Raw genomic sequence first — 19,521 nt, forward strand, 5'->3', positions numbered from 1 at the left:
CATGCGGAATATTTTGAAGAATACCAAATGGGTGCTGTTATTGTATTTTCTTCTGACCGGTCTCCTGATGAGCGCGGTTCTATATATCGGGGCGGACAGTGGATATCTGGTCGTCAAAGGAACCTGGGTTTGGGTCTACACAAGCCTGGGCTTCCTGCTGTTATCTATCGTCATTGGCTACATGGCCGGCCAGCGGATTCAGCGTAGAATAGATATCCTGGAATACAATATGCTGCAGGTGGCGAAGGGCAATCTGTCCGTTCGGATTGAGGAGTCCGATGACCCGACCTTTACACGGCTGTATCATGAGTTCAATAATTTAATGGAAGCCATGGAAAAGAAAATGATGCTGCTGCAGCGGATGGGCGAGCAGGAGGTTGTAGAGAAGGAGAAGGCAGCGGAGCGTGCAGTTCTGGAAGAACGCCGCCGCATGGCTCGTGATTTGCATGATACCGTAAGCCAGCAGCTGTTTGCCATTCATATGTCCGCCTCCTCTCTGCCTAAAGTGCTGGAGCGCAATGCTGAGCAGGGGCAAGTCGTCATGGCGCAGCTAATTTCGATGTCGCAAATGGCTCAGAAGCAAATGCGGGCCTTGATCGCGCAACTGCGGCCGGTGGAGCTAGAAGGCAAGAATCTGGCGGAAGCACTTGAAATGTGGTTCCCGGACTACTGCCGGCAGAACGGGCTGAAGGGTATGAAGGAAGTGGAGCTGCAGGGGAATTTGTCTGAAGCGATCGAGCATCAATTATTTTTGATTATCCAGGAGGCTATGGCCAATATTGTGAAGCATGCCCATGCACGTCTTGTCAGTATGTCGCTGCGGGAGGAGCAGAGACAGGTCGTCCTGAGCATCAGTGATGACGGACAGGGATTTAATGAAGTGCCACATAAAACGGGATCTTATGGATTGTCAACGATGCAGGAGCGTGCCGAAAAACTAGGCGGTAAAGCGGAAATCATCAGCCGTCAGGGTTCCGGAACAACGATTCGCGTACATATACCTAAGTTTGAAGAAGAAATAACCGGTAAGGTTCATAAGATGGGAGAGGAAGAGGAATAATGACAGACATCATTAAAGTGTTGATTGTGGATGATCATGAAATGGTCCGGATGGGACTTAAAACATATCTAATGCTGGAGTCGTCCATTGAAGTCGTTGGTGAAGCTGATAACGGTTCAAAGGTTGTAGACTGGCTCAAAAATGCTGCTCCTGAGCAGTTCCCTGATCTGATCCTGATGGATTTGATGATGCCGATCATGAATGGGGTAGAAACAACCAGGGCTGTGCTTGGCGAGTTCCCATCCATGAAAATCGTTATTCTGACGAGCTTCTTAGAGGATGACTTAGTCGTGGATGCCGTGGAAGCAGGCGCTGTCAGTTATGTGCTTAAAACGGTATCGGCAGATGAGCTGATTTATGCTCTACAGGGGGCAAACCGTGGTATGCCTGTCATGACCGGTGATGTGTCGCAGGCACTTACGCGCGGGATTCGCCAGCGTACCGTTCAAGGAGATTCCACCGGAATGACGGAGCGTGAGAAGGAAGTACTGCTGTTAATTGCTGAAGGCAAGAGCAATAAGGATATCGGAGAAGAGCTTCACATCAGCATCAAGACTGTTAAAACCCATGTGAGTAACCTGCTGATGAAATGTGATCTGGAGGATCGGACGCAGCTTGCTATATATGCACATCGCAAAGGATGGGTGCAGACCGAGTAAGGTTTGATGGTGATCGGTCTGTCTCCTGCGAATTACGTCAATAGGTGTTTTTCATTAGAATACAGAATTTAAAAGTTATCAGCATAGCTGATCAATTCTGTATTCGCAAGAAAACATACCACTAAAAGCGGTCTGTCTTCTGTGATTTACATCGACTTTTGTGTTTTCTTATCTCCTTTTTAATTGTTTTTAATCTGCTATTAAGGTTTATAGTACATGATATAAACAGTTAAACAATTCCCACACGGAAATTGATATAAAGGTACAGGAGGCATAAAACATGGACGAAAGAAACAGATCCGGTCAGCCTGAAGATGAATTTGAAAACGACACAATGAAGCGTCAAGATTCTTCTGAATCGGGTTCCTCATATTACTATTCCTACGGACCGTTCCAATCGCTTGGAAAAGATAATGCCGAGCAGCATGGAGTGGAGAGTCATAATCAGGAGGATGTCGAAATCACACCTCCGAATCCGGTCCGGCCGCTCCCGACCGTAAGTCCTTATCTATCCTCCACGGATCCCGGCAATGCCGGCAGAAACGGTGGCGGAACAGGAGGAAATGGCGGCAACAGTAATTGGCAGTTCAACCAGAAGCCCAAGACATCGGTCAAAACCGTATTGATTTCCTTTCTTGCCGGTGTAGTCGTAATATCCGCTCTGATGTTTACTTCGGACCGGATGAACCTGTTTACTCCAAATGCGGCAATGTCATCGGCAGAGCAGCCTAGTACAACAGTATCCGCCGCACCGGAAAGCAGCGGCAACGGTGGAAATACATCAACGACTTCACTTCCTCTGAGCAAGCCGACAGATGTATCCGGTGTTGTTCAGGAAGCAGGACCAGCAGTCGTTAAGATTGAAACACTCGTGAAGCAAAGCAGCCGCAGCTCCCAATCGCAAACGAATCCATTTTCGAACGATCCATTCTCTTACTTCTTCGGTGACCAATCCGGAAGCGGAAGTGACTTTGGCGATTCGCAATCAAACAGTGATTCCCAATCCCAGTCACAAAACCAATCGAAGCTGGTGCCATACGGAATTGGATCCGGATTTATCTACAATAAAGATGGCTACATCCTAACGAATGAGCATGTGGTCGAGAATGCAGATGTTATTCAGGTCACAATCGAGAATGACAGCAAGACATACGAAGCTAAGCTTCTAGGTAAATCCAAGGATCTAGACTTGGCCGTACTGAAAATCGAAGGCAAAAATAACTTCCCAGTGGTTCCACTTGGTGATTCCAATAGCCTGAAAGTCGGTCAACCGGTGGTTGCTATCGGTAACCCTCAAGGCTTTGACCATACCGTAACCAGCGGTGTGCTGAGTGCCCGCGAACGCTCCATCGATATCAAGGAAGAAACAGGTTCCGGCACACGTAAATACCAGCATTTGCTGCAAACCGACGCATCCATTAACCCTGGTAACTCTGGTGGACCATTATTGAACATGAATGGCGAAGTCATCGGCATGAACGTTGCCGTGAGTGCGGATTCCCAAGGCATCGGCTTTGCGATCCCTACCAGCACGATCAAGAATGTTGTTCAAAAGCTGGAAACCAATCAATCGATTCCAAAGGATCCCGTACCATTCATTGGTGCAACGTTGATGACTTTGACCGATGAGGTTGCCAAGCAAATGGGAACTACGATTACCGAAGGTTGTGTTGTGGCAGAGGTTGTCTTCAAATCCCCGGCATATGAAGCGGATCTTCGTCCGTATGACATCATCACCGGTGTGAACGGCACGAGCTACAAGACTAATTCGGATCTCGTATCATTTATCCAGAAGCAAAAGGTTGGTTCCAACGTCACGCTGAATGTAGTCCGTAATGGTAAAAAAATGGACCTGCAAGTTACCGTTGGCGACAAGAACAAATATAATATTCCTTCTGAAAGTACCGATCAAGAATAATCAGAAGGCTGCGCCCACTTTGACAGCGGAAGGGAAGCTCCCTTCCGCTGTTGCTGTACAAAGATGCAAAGGTAAATATTCACTGTTACAATAGAAGTAACATCTTATTTTGTGAAAGTATAGAGTACAGGAACGAAGGAGCCATCCGTATATGCGATCGAAAGTATTAATTATTGATGATGACGAAAAAATTATTTCCATGCTGCGCAGAGGGCTGGCTTTTGAAGGCTACGATATTATAACAGCCAATAATGGGGCGGAAGGCCTGAAGAGTGTCCTGAACAATGAACCGGATCTGGTGATTCTGGATGTCATGATGCCTCAGGTTGATGGTTTTGAGGTATGCCGCCGCTTGCGCGAAGGTGGAATCCGTGTGCCGGTGCTCATGCTGACAGCCAAGGATGAAATCGAGCATCGGGTCAAAGGACTGGACCTGGGAGCGGATGACTATCTCGTTAAGCCGTTTGCGCTGGAAGAACTGCTGGCACGGGTCCGGGCGCTCTTACGCCGGAAACCGGGACAAGAGGATGCTGAGGATCACCGTTTAGCGTTTGAGGATATTATTCTGGATGTCGATTCCAGAGAGGTGCTGCGTGGAGGCAAACGTCTGGAGCTGACAGCCAAAGAATTTGAGCTGCTGCACCTATTTATGCAGAATCCGAAGCGAGTACTGTCGCGGGATCTCATTATGGACAAGATCTGGGGTTATGATTATAGCGGCGAATCTAACGTCCTTGAAGTATATATAGCCATGCTGCGTCAAAAAATCGAAGAGCATGGAGGTAAACGGCTTATCCAAACCATCCGTGGAGCGGGCTACATTTTGAGAGGTGACTCATAAACATGTCCATACGTTGGCGGCTAACCGCATGGTATACATGCATTTTGGCTGTAACTCTTATTTTGTTTGGGTCTGCTGTATACGGTGTGGTTCATTATAATACGTACTCCGAAATCAAGAAGAAAATTACGGATCAGCGCAAACAAATGCAAACAAATATTATCGTAGGAATATCTCAAGGACAGCTGAAATTTGATCTCGGACTTGAGACGACAACTGATTTTCAGTCTTCGCAAATTTTCGGACAGCTTCATAACTATCAAAACAACCAAAACCTTGTCACGAATAATCTGGCGGATTTGAAAAAGCTTTTTCCCGTACCTGCGACAACAAATGCAACTAAGGTGAAGCAGTTTGAAAGATATAAGCTGAACGGCAATCCATTCTTGGTATATCAAGAGCCGTTGATTTATAAAGATCAGCTGATTGGTTTTCTGCAACTAGCCGTTTGGACCGGACATGAGGAAGAATTGCTGAGGCTGCTCCGAAGTATTTTAATTATGAGTGCCACCATTATGTTGCTCATGGCAACAACCTTCGGCCTCTTCCTGGCACGCAAATCCATAGCTCCGATTGGCAAAGTCATTGAAGCTGCAGACCAAATCCAAAACGGTTCGGATCTAAGCGTACGGATTGCTTATGACGGTCCTCAGGATGAGGTCGGCCAACTGATCAATACGGTCAATAATATGCTGGGACGGATGGAAGGCTTTTATAAAAACCTGGAAGATTCCTATGCCGCGCAGCGCAGGTTTGTATCCGACGCATCTCATGAACTGCGCACACCGCTGACCACGATCCGCGGCAATGTGGATTTGCTGCAAAAGATGTGGTCCAAGGATGATTCGGACCGCCCTAATATTGATGAGGCTACCCTTCATACGATGTCTCTGGAAGCAGTCAGCGATATAGCGGATGAGTCCAAGCGGATGAGCAGGCTGGTGAGCGACATGCTGTCCTTGGCCCGAGCGGATACCGGACGAACCTTTGAAAAAGAGCCGGTCCCGCTAGAAATTCTTGTTGAGGAAGTGGCCCGCCGGGCCCAAATGCTGCCGCGTCAAGCAGAGTGGATCACCGGAGATTTTTCCGTACTGAATGGTATATATATTAACGGTAACAAAGATTATATGCAGCAGATGCTGTTCATTTTTATTGAGAACGCGTTCAAATACACGCCTGCAGGTGAAGTGGTGTTTGATGCCTTCATATTCAAAAACCAGGTGGGAATAAGGATTGCAGACACCGGAATTGGTATGGATAAGGAGGAAGTACCCTATATCTTCGATCGTTTTTACCGTGCGGATCAATCCCGCGGTGTTACCGAAGGTATCGGGCTTGGCTTATCCATCGCCAAATGGATCATCGATGAACTGGAAGGCTCGGTTGAGGTTGTAACCCGTCAAGGAGAGGGAACCACCTTCGTCATCTGGCTGCCGATCGTCTTTCCGACACCTCTCGAATAGGTTATAATGAATAATTGATAGCTTAAGCATGAGGAAAGCAGGTGGAGTCAAAGCATGGAAGTCATTAAAATATCACCGCGCGGATACTGTTACGGTGTTGTGGATGCCATGGTGCTTGCGCGCCAGGCTGCACAGAATCTGGATCTCCCGCGGCCTATATATATACTGGGCATGATTGTTCATAACAGCCATGTCACGAACTCTTTTGAGGATGAAGGTATTATTACTCTGGATGGAGCGAACCGTCTGGATATACTGGATCAAGTGGAGAAGGGAACCGTTATTTTCACGGCTCACGGTGTTTCGCCTGAAGTACGTAAGATTGCCCGAGATAAGGGGCTTACTACAGTCGATGCGACCTGTCCTGATGTGACGAAGACGCATGATCTGATCCGTGACAAAGTGGCCGATGGGTATGAAGTCATTTATATCGGAAAGAAAGGCCATCCGGAGCCGGAAGGCGCCATTGGTATCGCGCCGAATCATGTACATCTTATCGAGAAGGAAGAGGAAATCGCCGAACTCAAAATATCTTCTTCCCGAATCATCATTACGAATCAGACAACGATGAGCCAGTGGGATATCAAGCATATCGTGAAGCGACTTTTGGAGCTGTTTCCTTCGGCTGAGGTGCATAATGAAATCTGTCTTGCAACGCAGGTTCGCCAAGAGGCAGTAGCGGAGCAGGCTGGGCAGGCTGATCTGGTCATCGTGGTCGGAGACCCCAGAAGCAATAACTCTAACCGTCTCGCCCAGGTATCCGAAGAGATTGCCCATGTCACAGCATACCGGATTGCCGATATTACCGAGCTCAAACGCGAATGGCTGGAGGGCATATCGAAGGTTGCCGTTACTTCGGGGGCGTCCACCCCTACACCGATTACCAAAGAGGTCATTAACTATCTGGAGCAGTATGATCCGAATAATCCGGAAACCTGGGATCTCCAGCGGACCGTGAACATGAATAAGCTGCTGCCTCCGGTAAAAACAAAAAGATAAAACGTAGAACAGGCTTTCCGCTAATGGAAGGCCTGTTTTTTTATTTAAGAAAGAGACGAATCGGAGACTGCCATAAGAAAAATAAGGACTTGGTCTTGACGCATGGAGGCAAATGATATATAGTTACTTTAGTGATTAAAAGCATAAAAGCTAAAACGCGTTTAAGTAAATGGGTAAGAGACAAATATTATATTCTTTCCGCAAGCTTTCATTAAAAATGAAAATATAAAGCTGCGCAGCAGACTCTGCGCTTGGATACAGAAAGGAATGGTAATCATGATCGTTATTACATCCAACACGACACCGGAGGAACAAATTCAAGATATCGTCCGCGTCATTGAGAAAAACGGTTTGCAAGCTTCCATCTCCAGAGGTTCGGATCGCACGGTTATCGGACTCGTCGGCGCGGTGGATCCAACAATAGCAGAGCATTTGCGGCAGATGAAAGGCGTTGAAAATGTAGTGAAGATTACAAAATCATACAAACTGGCAAGCCGGGACTTCCATCCGGAAGATACGGTTATTGATATTAAAGGTGTGAAAATCGGCGGTGAAGAGCTCGTTGTTATGGGTGGTCCTTGTGCAGTGGAATCTCCAGCCCAAATTGATGAGATCGCAGCGCTGGTAAAAGCGGCAGGCGGACAGGTGCTTCGCGGCGGTGCATTTAAACCGCGTACAGGCCCCTACAGCTTCCAAGGCGTTGGCGTGGAAGGTCTGATTATGATGGCGGAAGCTGGTCAAAAGCATGGGCTTCTGACGATCACCGAAGTCATGACGCCGGAATATGTTGATATCTGTGCGGAGTACGCGGATATTTTGCAGGTGGGCACACGTAATATGCAAAACTTCGATTTGCTCCGCAAGCTGGGTACCTGCGGCAAACCCGTTCTACTCAAGCGCGGCTTCAGCGCGACATATGATGAGCTGCTCAATGCAGCAGAGTACATTTTAGCTGGAGGCAACCCGAATGTGATGCTTTGTGAGCGTGGTATTCGTACCTTTGAGAGCTACACTCGCAATACGCTCGATCTGTCGGCTATTCCTGTGCTGCAGCAGTTGAGCCATTTGCCTGTCATCTCCGATCCGAGTCACGGTACGGGACGCCGCGAACTGGTGGAGCCGATGTCCAAGGCATCTGTCGCTGCCGGAGCCAATGGTCTTATTATCGAAATGCATACCGATCCTGACAACTCGATGACGGGGGACGGCGTACAATCCCTTTTCCCGGATCAATTTGCCGCTCTGCTGAAGGATCTGGAAAAACTTGCTCCGATTGTCGGTCGTTCATTCAATACGGAAAAGGCGCCTGCAGGGGCATTTGTAGTCTAAACCGTTTATTCATAACCAAACCATATATTAGCCTGCCTGACGGTTCCACAACCGTTAGCGGGCTATTTGTTTTTTTGTTTTCATAGGCAAACACCCGATGTGTGAGGATACCTAACACAAATTAAAAAAATACCTGACATGGATATTGACGATGTCAGGTTTTCCGTTTTATAATGACGACATAAATATTAGATACTGAACGTTCACGTTGAATATGTGGGTTAATGTTCGGATATTGGGAGGAAGAGATCATGTCGGTTGAAAACGTGTTGAAAACAATCAAGGATAATGCAATTGAGTGGGTAGATTTTCGCTTTGTAGATTTGTCTGGGCGCGCCCATCACATTTCTTTGCCTGCTAAAGAGGTGGATGAAGAAACGTTTGTGAACGGAGTAGCGTTTGATGGCTCCTCGATCCCCGGTTTCCGAGGCATCGAAGAATCCGACATGGTTATGATGCCTGATCCTAATGCGGCATACGTAGATCCTTTCACTGCACATCCCACATTAAACATTATGTGCAACATATATACACCGGACGGCGAGCGTTATGAGCGCGATCCGCGCGGCATAGCAGCGAAAGCAGAAGAGTTCCTGCAAGCTAGCGGCGTGGGTACAACAGCATTTTTCGCACCAGAGTCCGAATTCTTTATTTTCGATGATGTGCGTTACGAAAGCTCCATGAACAGCTCTTCCTTCTATGTGGATTCCGAAGAGGCCGCATGGAATACGAACCGCAAGGAAGAAGGCGGCAACCTTGGCTTTAAAGTGGGCGTTAAAGGCGGATATGTTCCAGTAGCTCCTGTCGACACCCAGCAAGACATCCGCAGTGAAATGTGCCGTTTGCTCGAAGAAGCTGGACTGCGTGTGGAACGCCATCACCATGAAGTGGCAACTGCAGGTCAAGCAGAGATCAACTTCCGTTTCGATACCTTGAAGAAAACAGCAGATAACCTGCTTGTCTACAAATATATCGTGCATAATACAGCTCGCCAATACGGTAAAGTGGCAACCTTCATGCCGAAACCTCTCTTTGGGGACAACGGAAGCGGTATGCACGTTCACCAATCCATCTTTGACGGCGATACGCCTCTGTTCTATGAAAAAGGCGCTTATGCCAACCTGAGTGAGATGGCCCTTCATTACATTGGCGGAATCCTGTACCATGCTCCGGCACTTCTGGCACTGACTAACCCGTCGACGAACTCGTTCAAACGTCTGGTTCCAGGCTATGAAGCGCCAGTGAACCTGGTATTCTCCAAAGGCAACCGTTCTGCGGCAATCCGTATTCCGGTAGCTGCTGTAACGCCAAAAGGCTGCCGCATCGAGTTCCGTACACCGGACTCCACAGCGAATCCTTACCTGGCATTCTCTGCCATGCTGATGGCCGGTCTGGACGGCATCAAGCGCAAAATCAATCCGGTCGAGCTCGGATATGGTCCAATGGATAAAAACATCTATGAGCTCAGCGATGATCAAAAATCGCAAATCCGCAGCGTGCCTGGTACGCTGGACGAAGCACTTGACGCACTGAAAGCCGATTACGAGTTCCTGCTCGAAGGCGACGTATTCACAAAAGACTTTATCGATAACTTCATCGAATTGAAACGTGGCGAAGCGAAAGCCGTTGCGATCCGCATTCATCCGCATGAATACGGTTTGTACTTCGACTGCTAATTCCACTTCTAGAGACTGTCCCGAAATATGGGGCAGTCTTTTTGTGTACGGAGGGGCATCTGACACATGAGCTTTGGTGGACGCTACGATTACGAAGCATTCCTCCAATCGCTGTTGTCCCCGAGTTTCCGGAATATTCCTTAGTGGAAGAAACTAGGGGACAAAGGCGACCACTGCCGCTTTTTCGGAATTGCTTCGTCCTCTCCGCTAGTTTTGCATTGATTGCTACTTCGCTCTTACAGCAGGAGATTTTGTATGTCTCTCCATCTTATTTAAGGTGCACCATTAAAGAATGCAGGTTATGTTCAAGAGTATTCGAATATTTTATGGTCTCTACGATAGCCTAATGTAAGGAATTGCACCCAAGCAACGTTCATTCTCGGAGTGTCCGCCTAAACGCCGTGTTATTAACGAATTATTCCGATAGGCTCACATCATCCCTATTATCCTGCATACCTCCCTTTCTCAATGGGCACATTAGCCAAATGAATAATACATAATTAGGAGATGTGAACAGTGATAGAGCATAATGACAATAAACACGACCACAGCGCGGTGGATCAGGCGAGTGCAAATGCCGGCAGCACAGCGGGGGAAGTGGAACGGGATAAAACTCTTACCGACCGCCAGGGTCATCCGATATCGGATAATCAGAATGTGCGGACGGTGGGCAGCCGTGGGCCGATCACGCTGGAGAACTATCACTTCCTGGAGAAGATCACCCACTTCGATCGTGAGCGTACACCAGAGCGTGTCGTTCATGCTCGGGGAGCAGGAGCGCACGGTTATTTTGAAAGCTATGGAACAGTAGGGGAAGAGTCAGTATCCCAATATACCCGCGCCAAGCTATTTCAGATCAAAGGTAAGCGTACCCCCGTGTTTGTGCGGTTTTCCACTGTGATACATGGAACGGGATCTCCTGAGACGCTTCGTGACCCGCGCGGCTTCGCCGTGAAGTTTTACACCGAGGAAGGAAACTGGGATCTCGTCGGCAACAACCTCAAAATCTTTTTTATCCGCGATCCGTTGAAATTCCCTGATATGGTACATGCGTTTAAGCCGGATCCGGTTTCCAACGTGCCTGGACCTGTGGGGATGTTCGATTTTGTATCCAAATCACCTGAAGCGACCCATATGATTACGTTTATCTTCTCACCATGGGGCATTCCAGCCAATTACCGGCAGATGCAGGGTTCGGGCGTGAATACGTATAAGTGGGTTAACTCGGAAGGCGAAGCGGTACTCGTGAAGTATCATTGGGAGCCGATTCGGCAGGGCATCAAAAATTTGACGCAGAATGAAGCCAATACCATTCAAGGGATGAATGACAGCCATGCGACTCAGGATCTTTATGAAGCGATCAAACGCGGGGATTATCCGGAGTGGGAGCTTTGCGTGCAGATCATGAGCGATGATGATCATCCCGAGCTTGATTTTGATCCGCTGGATCCAACCAAGCTATGGCCGGAAGATCAGTTTCCTTTTCTGAAAGTGGGCAAAATGGTGCTAGATCGAAACCCGGAAAACTACTATAACGAGGTAGAGCAGTCAGCCTTCGGTACCGGAGTGCTTGTCGACGGACTCGACTTCTCGGATGATAAGCTGCTCCAGGGACGCACATTCTCCTACTCAGACACCAAACGCTACCGGGTAGGGACCAACTATCTCCAACTGCCGATAAACGCCCCTAAGAAGCGTGTGGCGACCAATCAGCGTGGGGGTCAGATGCAGTATTTTGTAGATATGGCGCCCGAGCAGAGTCCGCATGTGGATTATGAGCCATCGATGACGGATGGTCTGGTCGAAGCTGAGCAGAACGCGGCGCCTCACGAGCCAGAGTATCATACCAAGCTCCAGCGTCAGAGAATCGAGCGTACCAATGATTTTAAACAGGCAGGACATACGTACCGCTCGTTTGAAGACTGGGAAAGGGAGGATCTCATTAACAATCTCGTGAATGCCCTCAAACAATGCGATCCGTCCATTCAGGAACAGATGATTCGGAATTTCAAGCAAGCGGATGAAGAGTACGGACGCCGTGTTGCGGAGGGGCTGGAAAAAGCACGGAAAGAGTCTTCCGGTGATCAGCGGGAGGAAGCGGTGCATGACGCAGAGCGCATGGGCCATGAAGCGGATCCCTATTAATGTCAATATGATGACTATTGCCTGTCCGCCCTGGCGGACGGGTATTTTTTCGTGTATCAGCGGATTAATATCATCTCATTTGGAAAATACATATTGAGCTCTTTTTTGAGCCGGATAAACTATATATTTTATTTCTGTAAAGCTTTATTTGAGTAAAAGAAATATGCTAAAGTGGATGGAAAGGGAATACATTTCCGGGACAAGCGCTTGTGCATTTTGGTACTTGCTGCTCCGCGAGATACCTGCTATCATTTTATAAAAATCGGTTACAGAGAGAGGATGGGGAGTTATCGTGAGCAAGAGAGCTTATAATTTCAATGCGGGGCCGGCGGCACTGCCGCTTGAAGTTCTGACGCGCGCACAGGCAGAATTTGTTGATTTTCGGGAAACAGGCATGTCCATTATGGAAATGTCGCATCGGGGCAAAGTCTATGAGGAAGTTCATCATGAAGCAGAGAGCCGTCTTTTATCTCTTCTAGGCAATCCTGAAGGGTACAAGGTGCTGTTTTTACAGGGTGGGGCAAGCACGCAGTTTGCCATGATCCCGATGAATTTTCTGTCCGCAGGCAAAACGGCAAGTTATGTTCTGTCAGGCAGTTGGGCTGACAAAGCGGTCAAAGAAGCGAAGCTGATCGGTGAAACGCATATTGCTGCCACATCGGAGGCAGATAAGTTTATGTCCATCCCTGATCTCAGCAGCATTGAGATTCCAGAGAACGCTGCGTACCTGCATGTGACTTCCAACGAGACCATCGAGGGTACCCAGTACCAGCAGTATCCCCAAACGGGCAACGTTCCGCTTATTGCTGATATGTCGAGCGATATTCTCTGCCGTCAATTGGATGTAAATCAGTTCGATTTCATCTATGCAGGGGCTCAGAAGAATCTTGGTCCTTCCGGGGTAACGGTTGTCATTGCCCGTGAAGAGATGCTGGCCGATTCTCCGAAGCATATTCCAACGATGCTGCGTTACAGTACGCATTTAAAGAATGACTCTCTGTATAACACCCCTCCTTCCTTCTCTGTTTATATGGTGAACGAGGTATTGAAATGGATTGAAGAGCAGGGCGGACTTGCGGGGGTTGAGCAGGCTAACCGCAAGAAAGCTGGCCTGATTTATGATATAATCGATAGCAGCGAAGGCTTCTATCGCGGTCCTGTCGATGCCGGCAGCCGTTCTATAATGAACGTTACATTTAAGTTGGCATCTGAAGAACTCGAGAAGCAGTTCATCAAGGAAACGGAGCAGGCAGGATTCGTAGGTCTGAAGGGTCATCGCAGTGTGGGCGGGTTACGCGCTTCCATTTACAATGCGGTACCTTATGACAGCTGCAAAGCTCTGGTGGATTTCATGGCCGATTTCCAAAAAAGTCATGGATAATGCAAGCTGACGAAAAATCAGCATGTTGAACGCAAAGCCTTTCGCCTTATGGGTGAAAGGCTTTTTCGTTACGATAAGAAGCAAAAACTTATTTGAATTACAACTTAAGGATGGAGTGAATGATATGGCACTGCATATTGTGCTTGTAGAACCTGAAATTCCGGCAAACACCGGCAATATCTCAAGAACCTGCGCGGCAACAGGGATCCATTTGCATTTGGTCCGGCCGCTGGGCTTCAGTACGGATGATTCGAAGCTGAAGAGAGCAGGACTTGATTACTGGTACGCGGTTAATCTTGAATATCATGATTCCTTCGCGGAGGTTCAGGAGAAATATCCGGAAGGACGCTTCTTCTACGCAACGACAAAAGCCGACAAAAGATACAATGATATAAAGTTCCAGGACGGGGATTTTCTTGTGTTCGGAAAAGAAACAAAAGGACTGCCTCCTGAGCTGCTGGCTGCGAATCCCGAGACTTGTATCCGTATGCCGATGACCGATAAGGTCCGCTCCTTGAACCTGTCCAACTCGGCAGCCATTATCGCTTTTGAGGCACTGCGCCAGCTGGATTTTCCTGGTATGAAGTAAGCTTCTAAAAGAAAGAAATAAAAATTCAAAATGTTAGCAGGATTCGACATCCTCATATAGAACTATTAAGAAAGACCCATTTTTTTTGGTTGGAAAGACGTTTTAACATGCCAGGGAGTACTTTCTAATCATAAAAGAAGTTGACTAGTTAATAGGAGAGGTGTAGTTGGTCTATGAAACCTGCTGGTGTAGTTCGCAAAGTCGATCAGCTGGGAAGAATTGTCTTGCCCAAATCGTTGCGAAAACGGTATCAGATGAATGAGGGGGACCCTGTCGAGATTTTAGTACAGGGAGATCATATCATCCTGGAACGTTATCGTCCCAAATGTGTATTCTGCGGCTCCATGGATGATGTGAGCGAATTTAAAGAACGTTATATCTGCGGTCAATGCCAAGTCGATATGGCGCAGCTTCAAAAACACGCATAACCATCATTTCAGGCATCACGATGATTCGTGGTGTTTCTTTTTTGTATCGGATGACCTGTACAAAAGACAAGAAAAAAAGGCTTCCTTGTTCAGGAAGCCTTCTTGGCCTAAAATTACAGACCTTTGGTTTTATCCTCGTTAAAACCTGCGGTTAAGATGCCAGCCAGGAACATAACAAGCACCAATGCAATAATCCAAAAAGTTAATGAGAACGACATGAAGGCCACCTCCCGCTATACTACCATGCTCATTAAGAATATTATACCCAGACTTTCACAAAAAATAAATGAGTATTGTTTTATTTGTAGAATAAAAAATGTGTTGGAACCGGCCGCAGACTTCCATCTGACGGATTATTAACCACTCTTCCGTTTACAATAAGGGATGAAGAACCACCGCCATCCAAATTATAAGCATCCTTTATGCCCAGTCCATACATCTTGTTCTGCAGCTCTTGGAGCGTAGCGCCTGAGCTTCCGCTTTCACTATACCCGTCAACCACGATGATGAGCAGTTGATCATCTTTATAATTACCAATGACGGTACGAGGGGCACGCTTCGGCGAAACCTGCCACTTTTCCGGAATCGGCATAGGTTGTCCATTTTTAAGAAGCACGGGTACGAATGTGGCTCCGAATTTTGGCTTCAGGCTGTCGAGCTCTGTTTTGTTGCTGAACTTTCCTCCGATTAGCTTGCCGGAATTGTCCATACCCACGAAGAACAGATCCTTGAAGCTTGATTCAAAACCGGTCAAGTATTCTCCGTTCATGACCGTGGTGCTGAGCGGATAGCGTTTACCACCGTTGTCGGCAAAGCCCCCGGCATTGATGCCTGCTACGGCTCCGTGTCTACTCACGGCCTGCATCGTGGTTTCAGAGCTGCCTATGTTATCACGCCCCAGACTCATCTGCATAGCGGCAGGATCCTTGAGTTTTACCTTCATGGCGTAACCTTTGTAAACACCCGGATTCACCTTATACAACTCGATACGGATGCGGTCGCTTTCCACCCGTTCAAAAGGAACGCCAAGCTTGGCAGTAATCCGCCGGTTGTATAAGTACTCTGGGCGAACCGCCTGTGTTTTTGCATTCGTGACGATCGAATTCATGGTTGTGGTCGTTTGCTTGTAAAGTGCCGATGTCTTGCGTATGGAAGAGATGGTCACCTTTACAGACTGGTCAGCTTTGTCCAAATCCTGCTTAAGTATTGCAGTCCGATCCTTTAATGTAACATCAGGAACATAGGCTGCGGTATCGACCTCAACATGTACGGGCTTAAAGCTGAATAATAGAAATAGAAAAAGTCCTAAAAAGGGTGCAGTCGCGAGCAGGAAAAAACGGTTGATCTGTTTCATTTCTAAGTTCATTTGAGCAGATCCATTTTCTGCTGCAATGTATTCAGCTGTTTCTTGACTTCATTCAGCTGCGTGTACAGCTTATTGCTGTTATCCGTTTTGCTGGTGGCATTGTCTTTGGTAAACGTCAGCAGCTCATTAAACGACTGCACCTTGCTTTCAAGCTCCTTTACTTCACCGGACAAAGCTTCGAATTTTGCTTCGTAGCTCATCTTCAGCTCATTCATCTGTTTATGTGAATCTGCCTGAAGCTGCTGGAGCATTTCATGCTTTACATGATTGCTGTATAAATAAGCGGCTGTAATTCCTGCAGCTATGAGCAATATCCAAATAAGTAAAACGAACTTCACCGAAGGGGATCTTTCCCGTTTTGTCCGGTTCTGATAAGATGCGGAAGGCTGTGTCGAAGATTGCATTATCATCACCTCGGGTACAACTGGATTTTTTAAAATATCAGAACTATACACTTCTTGACCAGACATCCTGGTATCGCAAGAAAACTCCGTTAAACGCGCCCTGTCTTCTGTGGAACTTCCTAAAAGAGCCTTTTCTGCCAGTCCTCATTCTAACATTCCCCTGCTCTTTTCGCAAAAATGAATCTAAAGTCACAGAAAAGCCTAAAAAGAGATTGCACCATATGGAAGCGTTGCGATACAATCTTGTTAGATTATTTGCAGCAAAGGCATGAAAAAGCGAAACTTTAACAAAATTTACTAAAAAACACCTCCGACACCATTTTATACACTTCATACGTCTTGAAACAAGCATTTAACGCGTTTTTCAACATAGCTGAATTATACGTTTATGTAATCATTCCACTCTATTTAGCAGGGGGTTTCAATTGAAATGACGAAGGTTTGGCGGGTCGTGATTATAGACAGTCACCCCACGAGTATGCTGGGAACCAAATTAATTTTGGAAGAAAAAGAAGAGCTAAAAGTAACAGGCATGGCTTCAAATTGGGATGAAGGACTGATACTCGTCATGGAGCAGCAGCCGGAATTGGTGCTGTTGGACTACCAAATGCCGGAAGGAACAGCAGAGACTCTGCTTGAAAAAATGACGCATTCATCCCCATCGAGCCATATTATTATTTTGACGGATACAGATGGAATCAAGCTGCTGCATTCGGTGGTAAATCTCGGAGGAAGCGGTATTTTGTCGAAACAGGCGTCCGCGGCTCAGCTGATGCTTATGATTGACGGTCTGCGCGAAGGACTCGCAACACTTCCGATGGATTGGCTGAAGAATGGTATTTGGCAGGTCCAGCAACCGGTTATCGACGGTGGACTGTATCATTTGACAGATACGGAGATTTTCATTATGGAGCGGATCGTTCAGGGGATTACCTATGACAAGATTGCGACAGAAATTGCGGTCAGCCGGCGGTCCATCGATAATTACTTGCGTAAGATATATGTGAAGCTGGGAGTATCCACCCGGGCGCAGGCCATTGAAAAGTTTGCTCTTACCACGCGTCAAAAAAGTCCTGTTTTCAGTTAAACCACGATATATATACATGTGAGGATTTTACGGAATCCTGATATGGGGCTTTAGATACAAAGCAGAAAACGGTGGATTGGAACTGGAAGAAGGAGGAGATATCATGCAGTATTCCTTTGCGGAACGCACGAAGGCTATGTTGTCGTCACCGCTTCACTTCATGAGATCACTGTCTACACGGGATTCATTTATCTCTTTTGCGGAGGAGCTTCCCGCGGAGGAGCTGTTCCCGGTATCATCACTGGAGGCTGCTGCGGCAGCCGTCATATCGAAAAGCCCTGCGGCGCTGCAGTACGGCGAGCCTCAGGGCTATTTGCCGCTGCGGAAGTGGCTATGCACAAACTTCAAGCAGATGAAACATATGGATGTGGATGCGGCTCAGATTCTCCTCACTACAGGCAGCCAGCAGGCTGTGGATCTCCTTGCCCGTGTATATGTGGAGCCAGGGGATCCTGTACTGGTCGAACATCCGACATCACCGGGATTTCTGCAGATTCTGAAAATGCAGGGGGCTGTCATCGTTCCTGTGGAAGGTAATGAGGACGGGATCAGTCCGGAGCATTTGCTCCAGCAATTGGAGAGTTTAAGACCCAAGCTGCTGCTGGTATCCCCAAATTTCACGAATCCCACTGGAGTTCTGTGGAGTCTTGAGCGGCGCAAGGAAGTACTGGAGATTTGCAAATCACATAAGCTTCTGATTGTGGAAGACAATTCATATGGAGATCTACACTTCGGGGGAATAACCGAGAAGAAGTTTTATACCGAGTATCCTTCCTTGTTCTCGCTTGATGATTCGGGTAATGGAGGTCAAGTATTGTATATCGGCTCTTTCAGCAAGACGGTGGTTCCGGCGCTCCGTACAGGCTGGGCTGCGGGGAACAAGGCGATGATCGAAACCATGGTCATGGCCAAACAGCTGGCCGACTGGCAGTCGAGCCATTTTAACCAGTGCCTGCTGCATTATCTGCTCGAATCTTCAACGTTTGATATTCACGAGCATGTTCAGATGCTGAACCGTGAATACGAGACCCGGCTGAAGCTGATGACAGAGCTTCTGAAACGTCCGGCCTGGAAAGGTGCCCGTTTCGATGTGCCCAAGGGCGGTATGTTCATTTGGGTGAAGCTCCCGGAGGCACTGGACAGTGTAGCTCTGTTAAAATGCTCTCTGGATAAGGGAGCGGCCTTTTTACCTGGAACGCTTTGCTATGCAAAAGGGGAAGGCAGCGGATATATCCGGCTGAACTTTACCCATCCGGGCAGGGATGAACTGCTCCTGGGGATGAATCTGATCGGAGAGGCTATCTCAGAATTCACAGCCCGAAGCTAACGCTTTTTAGGTTTCTGTTCAACGGCAGGAGATGCAGGGGCGGTTTCGAGTACCCCCGCATACAGATTGAGACTCTCCGCACCGGCTGAAGTAAGTGCATAACGTCCGCGCCCGATCCGGTCGAACCAACCGTAATAATTGCTTCGAAGGATACTTGCTGTGTTCCCTATCCCGGTCAGATCCCGCAGTGAAGCGGGAGAAGCGCCTTCCGGCGGAGCACTTGCCAGTGCGAGCGCAACCCGCAGTGCTTTTTCACGGTAAGCGGTCATCAGCTTCGCACGGCTGCTGCCGCCGATATTGTAATCGCCGCTGCGTTCATGAAATTCATATAAGAGACGTTCCTTACGTCTTTTCTTGATGCTTTTGGCTGGTTCCTGTTGATCCGGCTCGCATAGAACCTCGACAAAAGGTTTTTTTGTTTTGAAAAAGGTAATGGTAATCAGTCCGAAGCCCAGCTTGCGGCACAACCTCGTGATCTCGCCCCAACGCTGGTTCACTGCTCCGCGCTTGGTTCTGCTGCGTTCTACCGCCAAATATACCTGTGAGCTCATTTGTAGACGTTCCATCCCCTGCAGAAGCAGTGCGAGATTGAACGTTTTTTTCATTTCGATAATCAGAGGCTCGCTTCTCTCCGGATGAACCCCGACGAGATCGCAGTTCTTAACCTCTCCCTTGATTTCATATCCTTGCTGTTCGAAAAAAGCCTTCAACGGCTCATACAGCTCGGTTTCATGCTGTACGGTCATGAACATTCCCCTTTGCTAAAAGTCGGCCAAGACTCGTCTTTTTTTAATCTAGATCTATAATTTCCGGGGCCCCCACAAAGTACCTGAATTAGCTCCGAAGCAA

Annotated in this window: 17 protein-coding genes; 14 read left to right on the forward strand and 3 right to left on the reverse strand. The window is 47.7% G+C overall.

Going from position 1 to position 19,521, the window contains the following annotated elements:
* Nucleotide 1 precedes the first annotated feature (1 nt).
* The 12 genes from E6W40_RS02700 (at nucleotide 2) to E6W40_RS02755 (ending at nucleotide 14,488) form a co-directional block, all read left to right on the forward strand.
* Entirely contained in the window at nucleotides 2–1,060 is a 1,059-nt protein-coding gene (locus E6W40_RS02700; RefSeq protein ID WP_136604067.1) for a HAMP domain-containing sensor histidine kinase, read from the forward strand.
* Entirely contained in the window at nucleotides 1,060–1,719 is a 660-nt protein-coding gene (locus E6W40_RS02705) for a response regulator (RefSeq protein ID WP_136604068.1), read from the forward strand. Before E6W40_RS02700 ends, E6W40_RS02705 begins: the two co-directional genes overlap by 1 nt.
* 280 nt (nucleotides 1,720–1,999) lie before the next feature.
* Entirely contained in the window at nucleotides 2,000–3,637 is a 1,638-nt protein-coding gene (locus E6W40_RS02710; RefSeq protein ID WP_136604069.1) for a S1C family serine protease, read from the forward strand.
* A 151-nt stretch (nucleotides 3,638–3,788) separates the two neighbouring features.
* Nucleotides 3,789–4,478: a response regulator transcription factor gene (locus E6W40_RS02715; protein WP_136604070.1), complete on the forward strand. Its 690-nt coding sequence runs from the start codon at nucleotides 3,789–3,791 to the stop codon at nucleotides 4,476–4,478.
* Between the two features lie 2 nt (nucleotides 4,479–4,480).
* The gene (locus E6W40_RS02720; protein ID WP_136604071.1) at nucleotides 4,481–5,941 is read left to right on the forward strand and encodes a sensor histidine kinase; all 1,461 of its coding nucleotides are present in this window, start codon (nucleotides 4,481–4,483) and stop codon (nucleotides 5,939–5,941) included.
* A gap of 54 nt (nucleotides 5,942–5,995) precedes the next feature.
* Entirely contained in the window at nucleotides 5,996–6,940 is a 945-nt protein-coding gene (locus tag E6W40_RS02725) for a 4-hydroxy-3-methylbut-2-enyl diphosphate reductase (protein WP_136604072.1), read from the forward strand.
* A gap of 276 nt (nucleotides 6,941–7,216) precedes the next feature.
* A complete protein-coding gene (gene aroF, locus E6W40_RS02730; protein WP_136604073.1) occupies nucleotides 7,217–8,269 on the forward strand; it encodes a 3-deoxy-7-phosphoheptulonate synthase in 1,053 nt (350 codons plus the stop codon).
* A gap of 251 nt (nucleotides 8,270–8,520) precedes the next feature.
* A complete protein-coding gene (gene glnA, locus E6W40_RS02735; RefSeq protein ID WP_136604074.1) occupies nucleotides 8,521–9,945 on the forward strand; it encodes a type I glutamate--ammonia ligase in 1,425 nt (474 codons plus the stop codon).
* 555 nt (nucleotides 9,946–10,500) lie between these two features.
* Nucleotides 10,501–12,090 carry a catalase gene (locus E6W40_RS02740; protein ID WP_136606800.1) on the forward strand — a complete coding sequence of 530 codons (1,590 nt, stop codon included), beginning with the start codon at nucleotides 10,501–10,503 and terminating at the stop codon, nucleotides 12,088–12,090.
* Between the two features lie 292 nt (nucleotides 12,091–12,382).
* On the forward strand, nucleotides 12,383–13,471 hold the full coding sequence (gene serC / locus E6W40_RS02745) for a 3-phosphoserine/phosphohydroxythreonine transaminase (protein ID WP_136604075.1): 1,089 nt from the start codon (nucleotides 12,383–12,385) through the stop codon (nucleotides 13,469–13,471).
* 124 nt (nucleotides 13,472–13,595) lie between these two features.
* The gene (gene trmL, locus E6W40_RS02750; protein WP_136606801.1) at nucleotides 13,596–14,060 is read left to right on the forward strand and encodes a tRNA (uridine(34)/cytosine(34)/5-carboxymethylaminomethyluridine(34)-2'-O)-methyltransferase TrmL; all 465 of its coding nucleotides are present in this window, start codon (nucleotides 13,596–13,598) and stop codon (nucleotides 14,058–14,060) included.
* A gap of 173 nt (nucleotides 14,061–14,233) precedes the next feature.
* Nucleotides 14,234–14,488, forward strand: a complete 255-nt coding sequence (locus E6W40_RS02755) for an AbrB/MazE/SpoVT family DNA-binding domain-containing protein (RefSeq protein WP_136604076.1) — start codon at nucleotides 14,234–14,236, stop codon at nucleotides 14,486–14,488.
* 298 nt (nucleotides 14,489–14,786) lie between these two features.
* Here the strand turns inward: E6W40_RS02755 and E6W40_RS02760 are convergent, their stop codons facing one another.
* The gene (locus E6W40_RS02760) at nucleotides 14,787–15,854 is read right to left on the reverse strand and encodes a phosphodiester glycosidase family protein (RefSeq protein WP_136604077.1); all 1,068 of its coding nucleotides are present in this window, start codon (nucleotides 15,852–15,854) and stop codon (nucleotides 14,787–14,789) included.
* Nucleotides 15,851–16,258, reverse strand: a complete 408-nt coding sequence (locus tag E6W40_RS02765; RefSeq protein ID WP_136604078.1) for a hypothetical protein — start codon at nucleotides 16,256–16,258, stop codon at nucleotides 15,851–15,853. The genes E6W40_RS02760 and E6W40_RS02765 overlap by 4 nt, the downstream gene beginning before the upstream one ends.
* A gap of 430 nt (nucleotides 16,259–16,688) precedes the next feature.
* Between E6W40_RS02765 and E6W40_RS02770 the strand changes: the two genes are divergently transcribed.
* Both E6W40_RS02770 and E6W40_RS02775 read left to right on the forward strand, forming a co-directional pair.
* Nucleotides 16,689–17,345 carry a response regulator transcription factor gene (locus tag E6W40_RS02770; RefSeq protein WP_136604079.1) on the forward strand — a complete coding sequence of 219 codons (657 nt, stop codon included), beginning with the start codon at nucleotides 16,689–16,691 and terminating at the stop codon, nucleotides 17,343–17,345.
* A 103-nt stretch (nucleotides 17,346–17,448) separates the two neighbouring features.
* Nucleotides 17,449–18,672, forward strand: a complete 1,224-nt coding sequence (locus tag E6W40_RS02775) for an aminotransferase-like domain-containing protein (protein WP_136604080.1) — start codon at nucleotides 17,449–17,451, stop codon at nucleotides 18,670–18,672.
* On the opposite strand, the gene E6W40_RS02780 is transcribed toward E6W40_RS02775, so the two are convergent.
* A complete protein-coding gene (locus E6W40_RS02780; protein ID WP_136604081.1) occupies nucleotides 18,669–19,418 on the reverse strand; it encodes a DUF2161 domain-containing phosphodiesterase in 750 nt (249 codons plus the stop codon). The genes E6W40_RS02775 and E6W40_RS02780 overlap by 4 nt on opposite strands.
* Between the last annotated feature and the right edge of the window lie 103 nt (nucleotides 19,419–19,521).

Origin of the sequence: Paenibacillus dokdonensis (assembly GCF_004916975.1) — a bacterium.
Lineage (GTDB): Bacteria > Bacillota > Bacilli > Paenibacillales > Paenibacillaceae > Paenibacillus_AQ > Paenibacillus_AQ dokdonensis.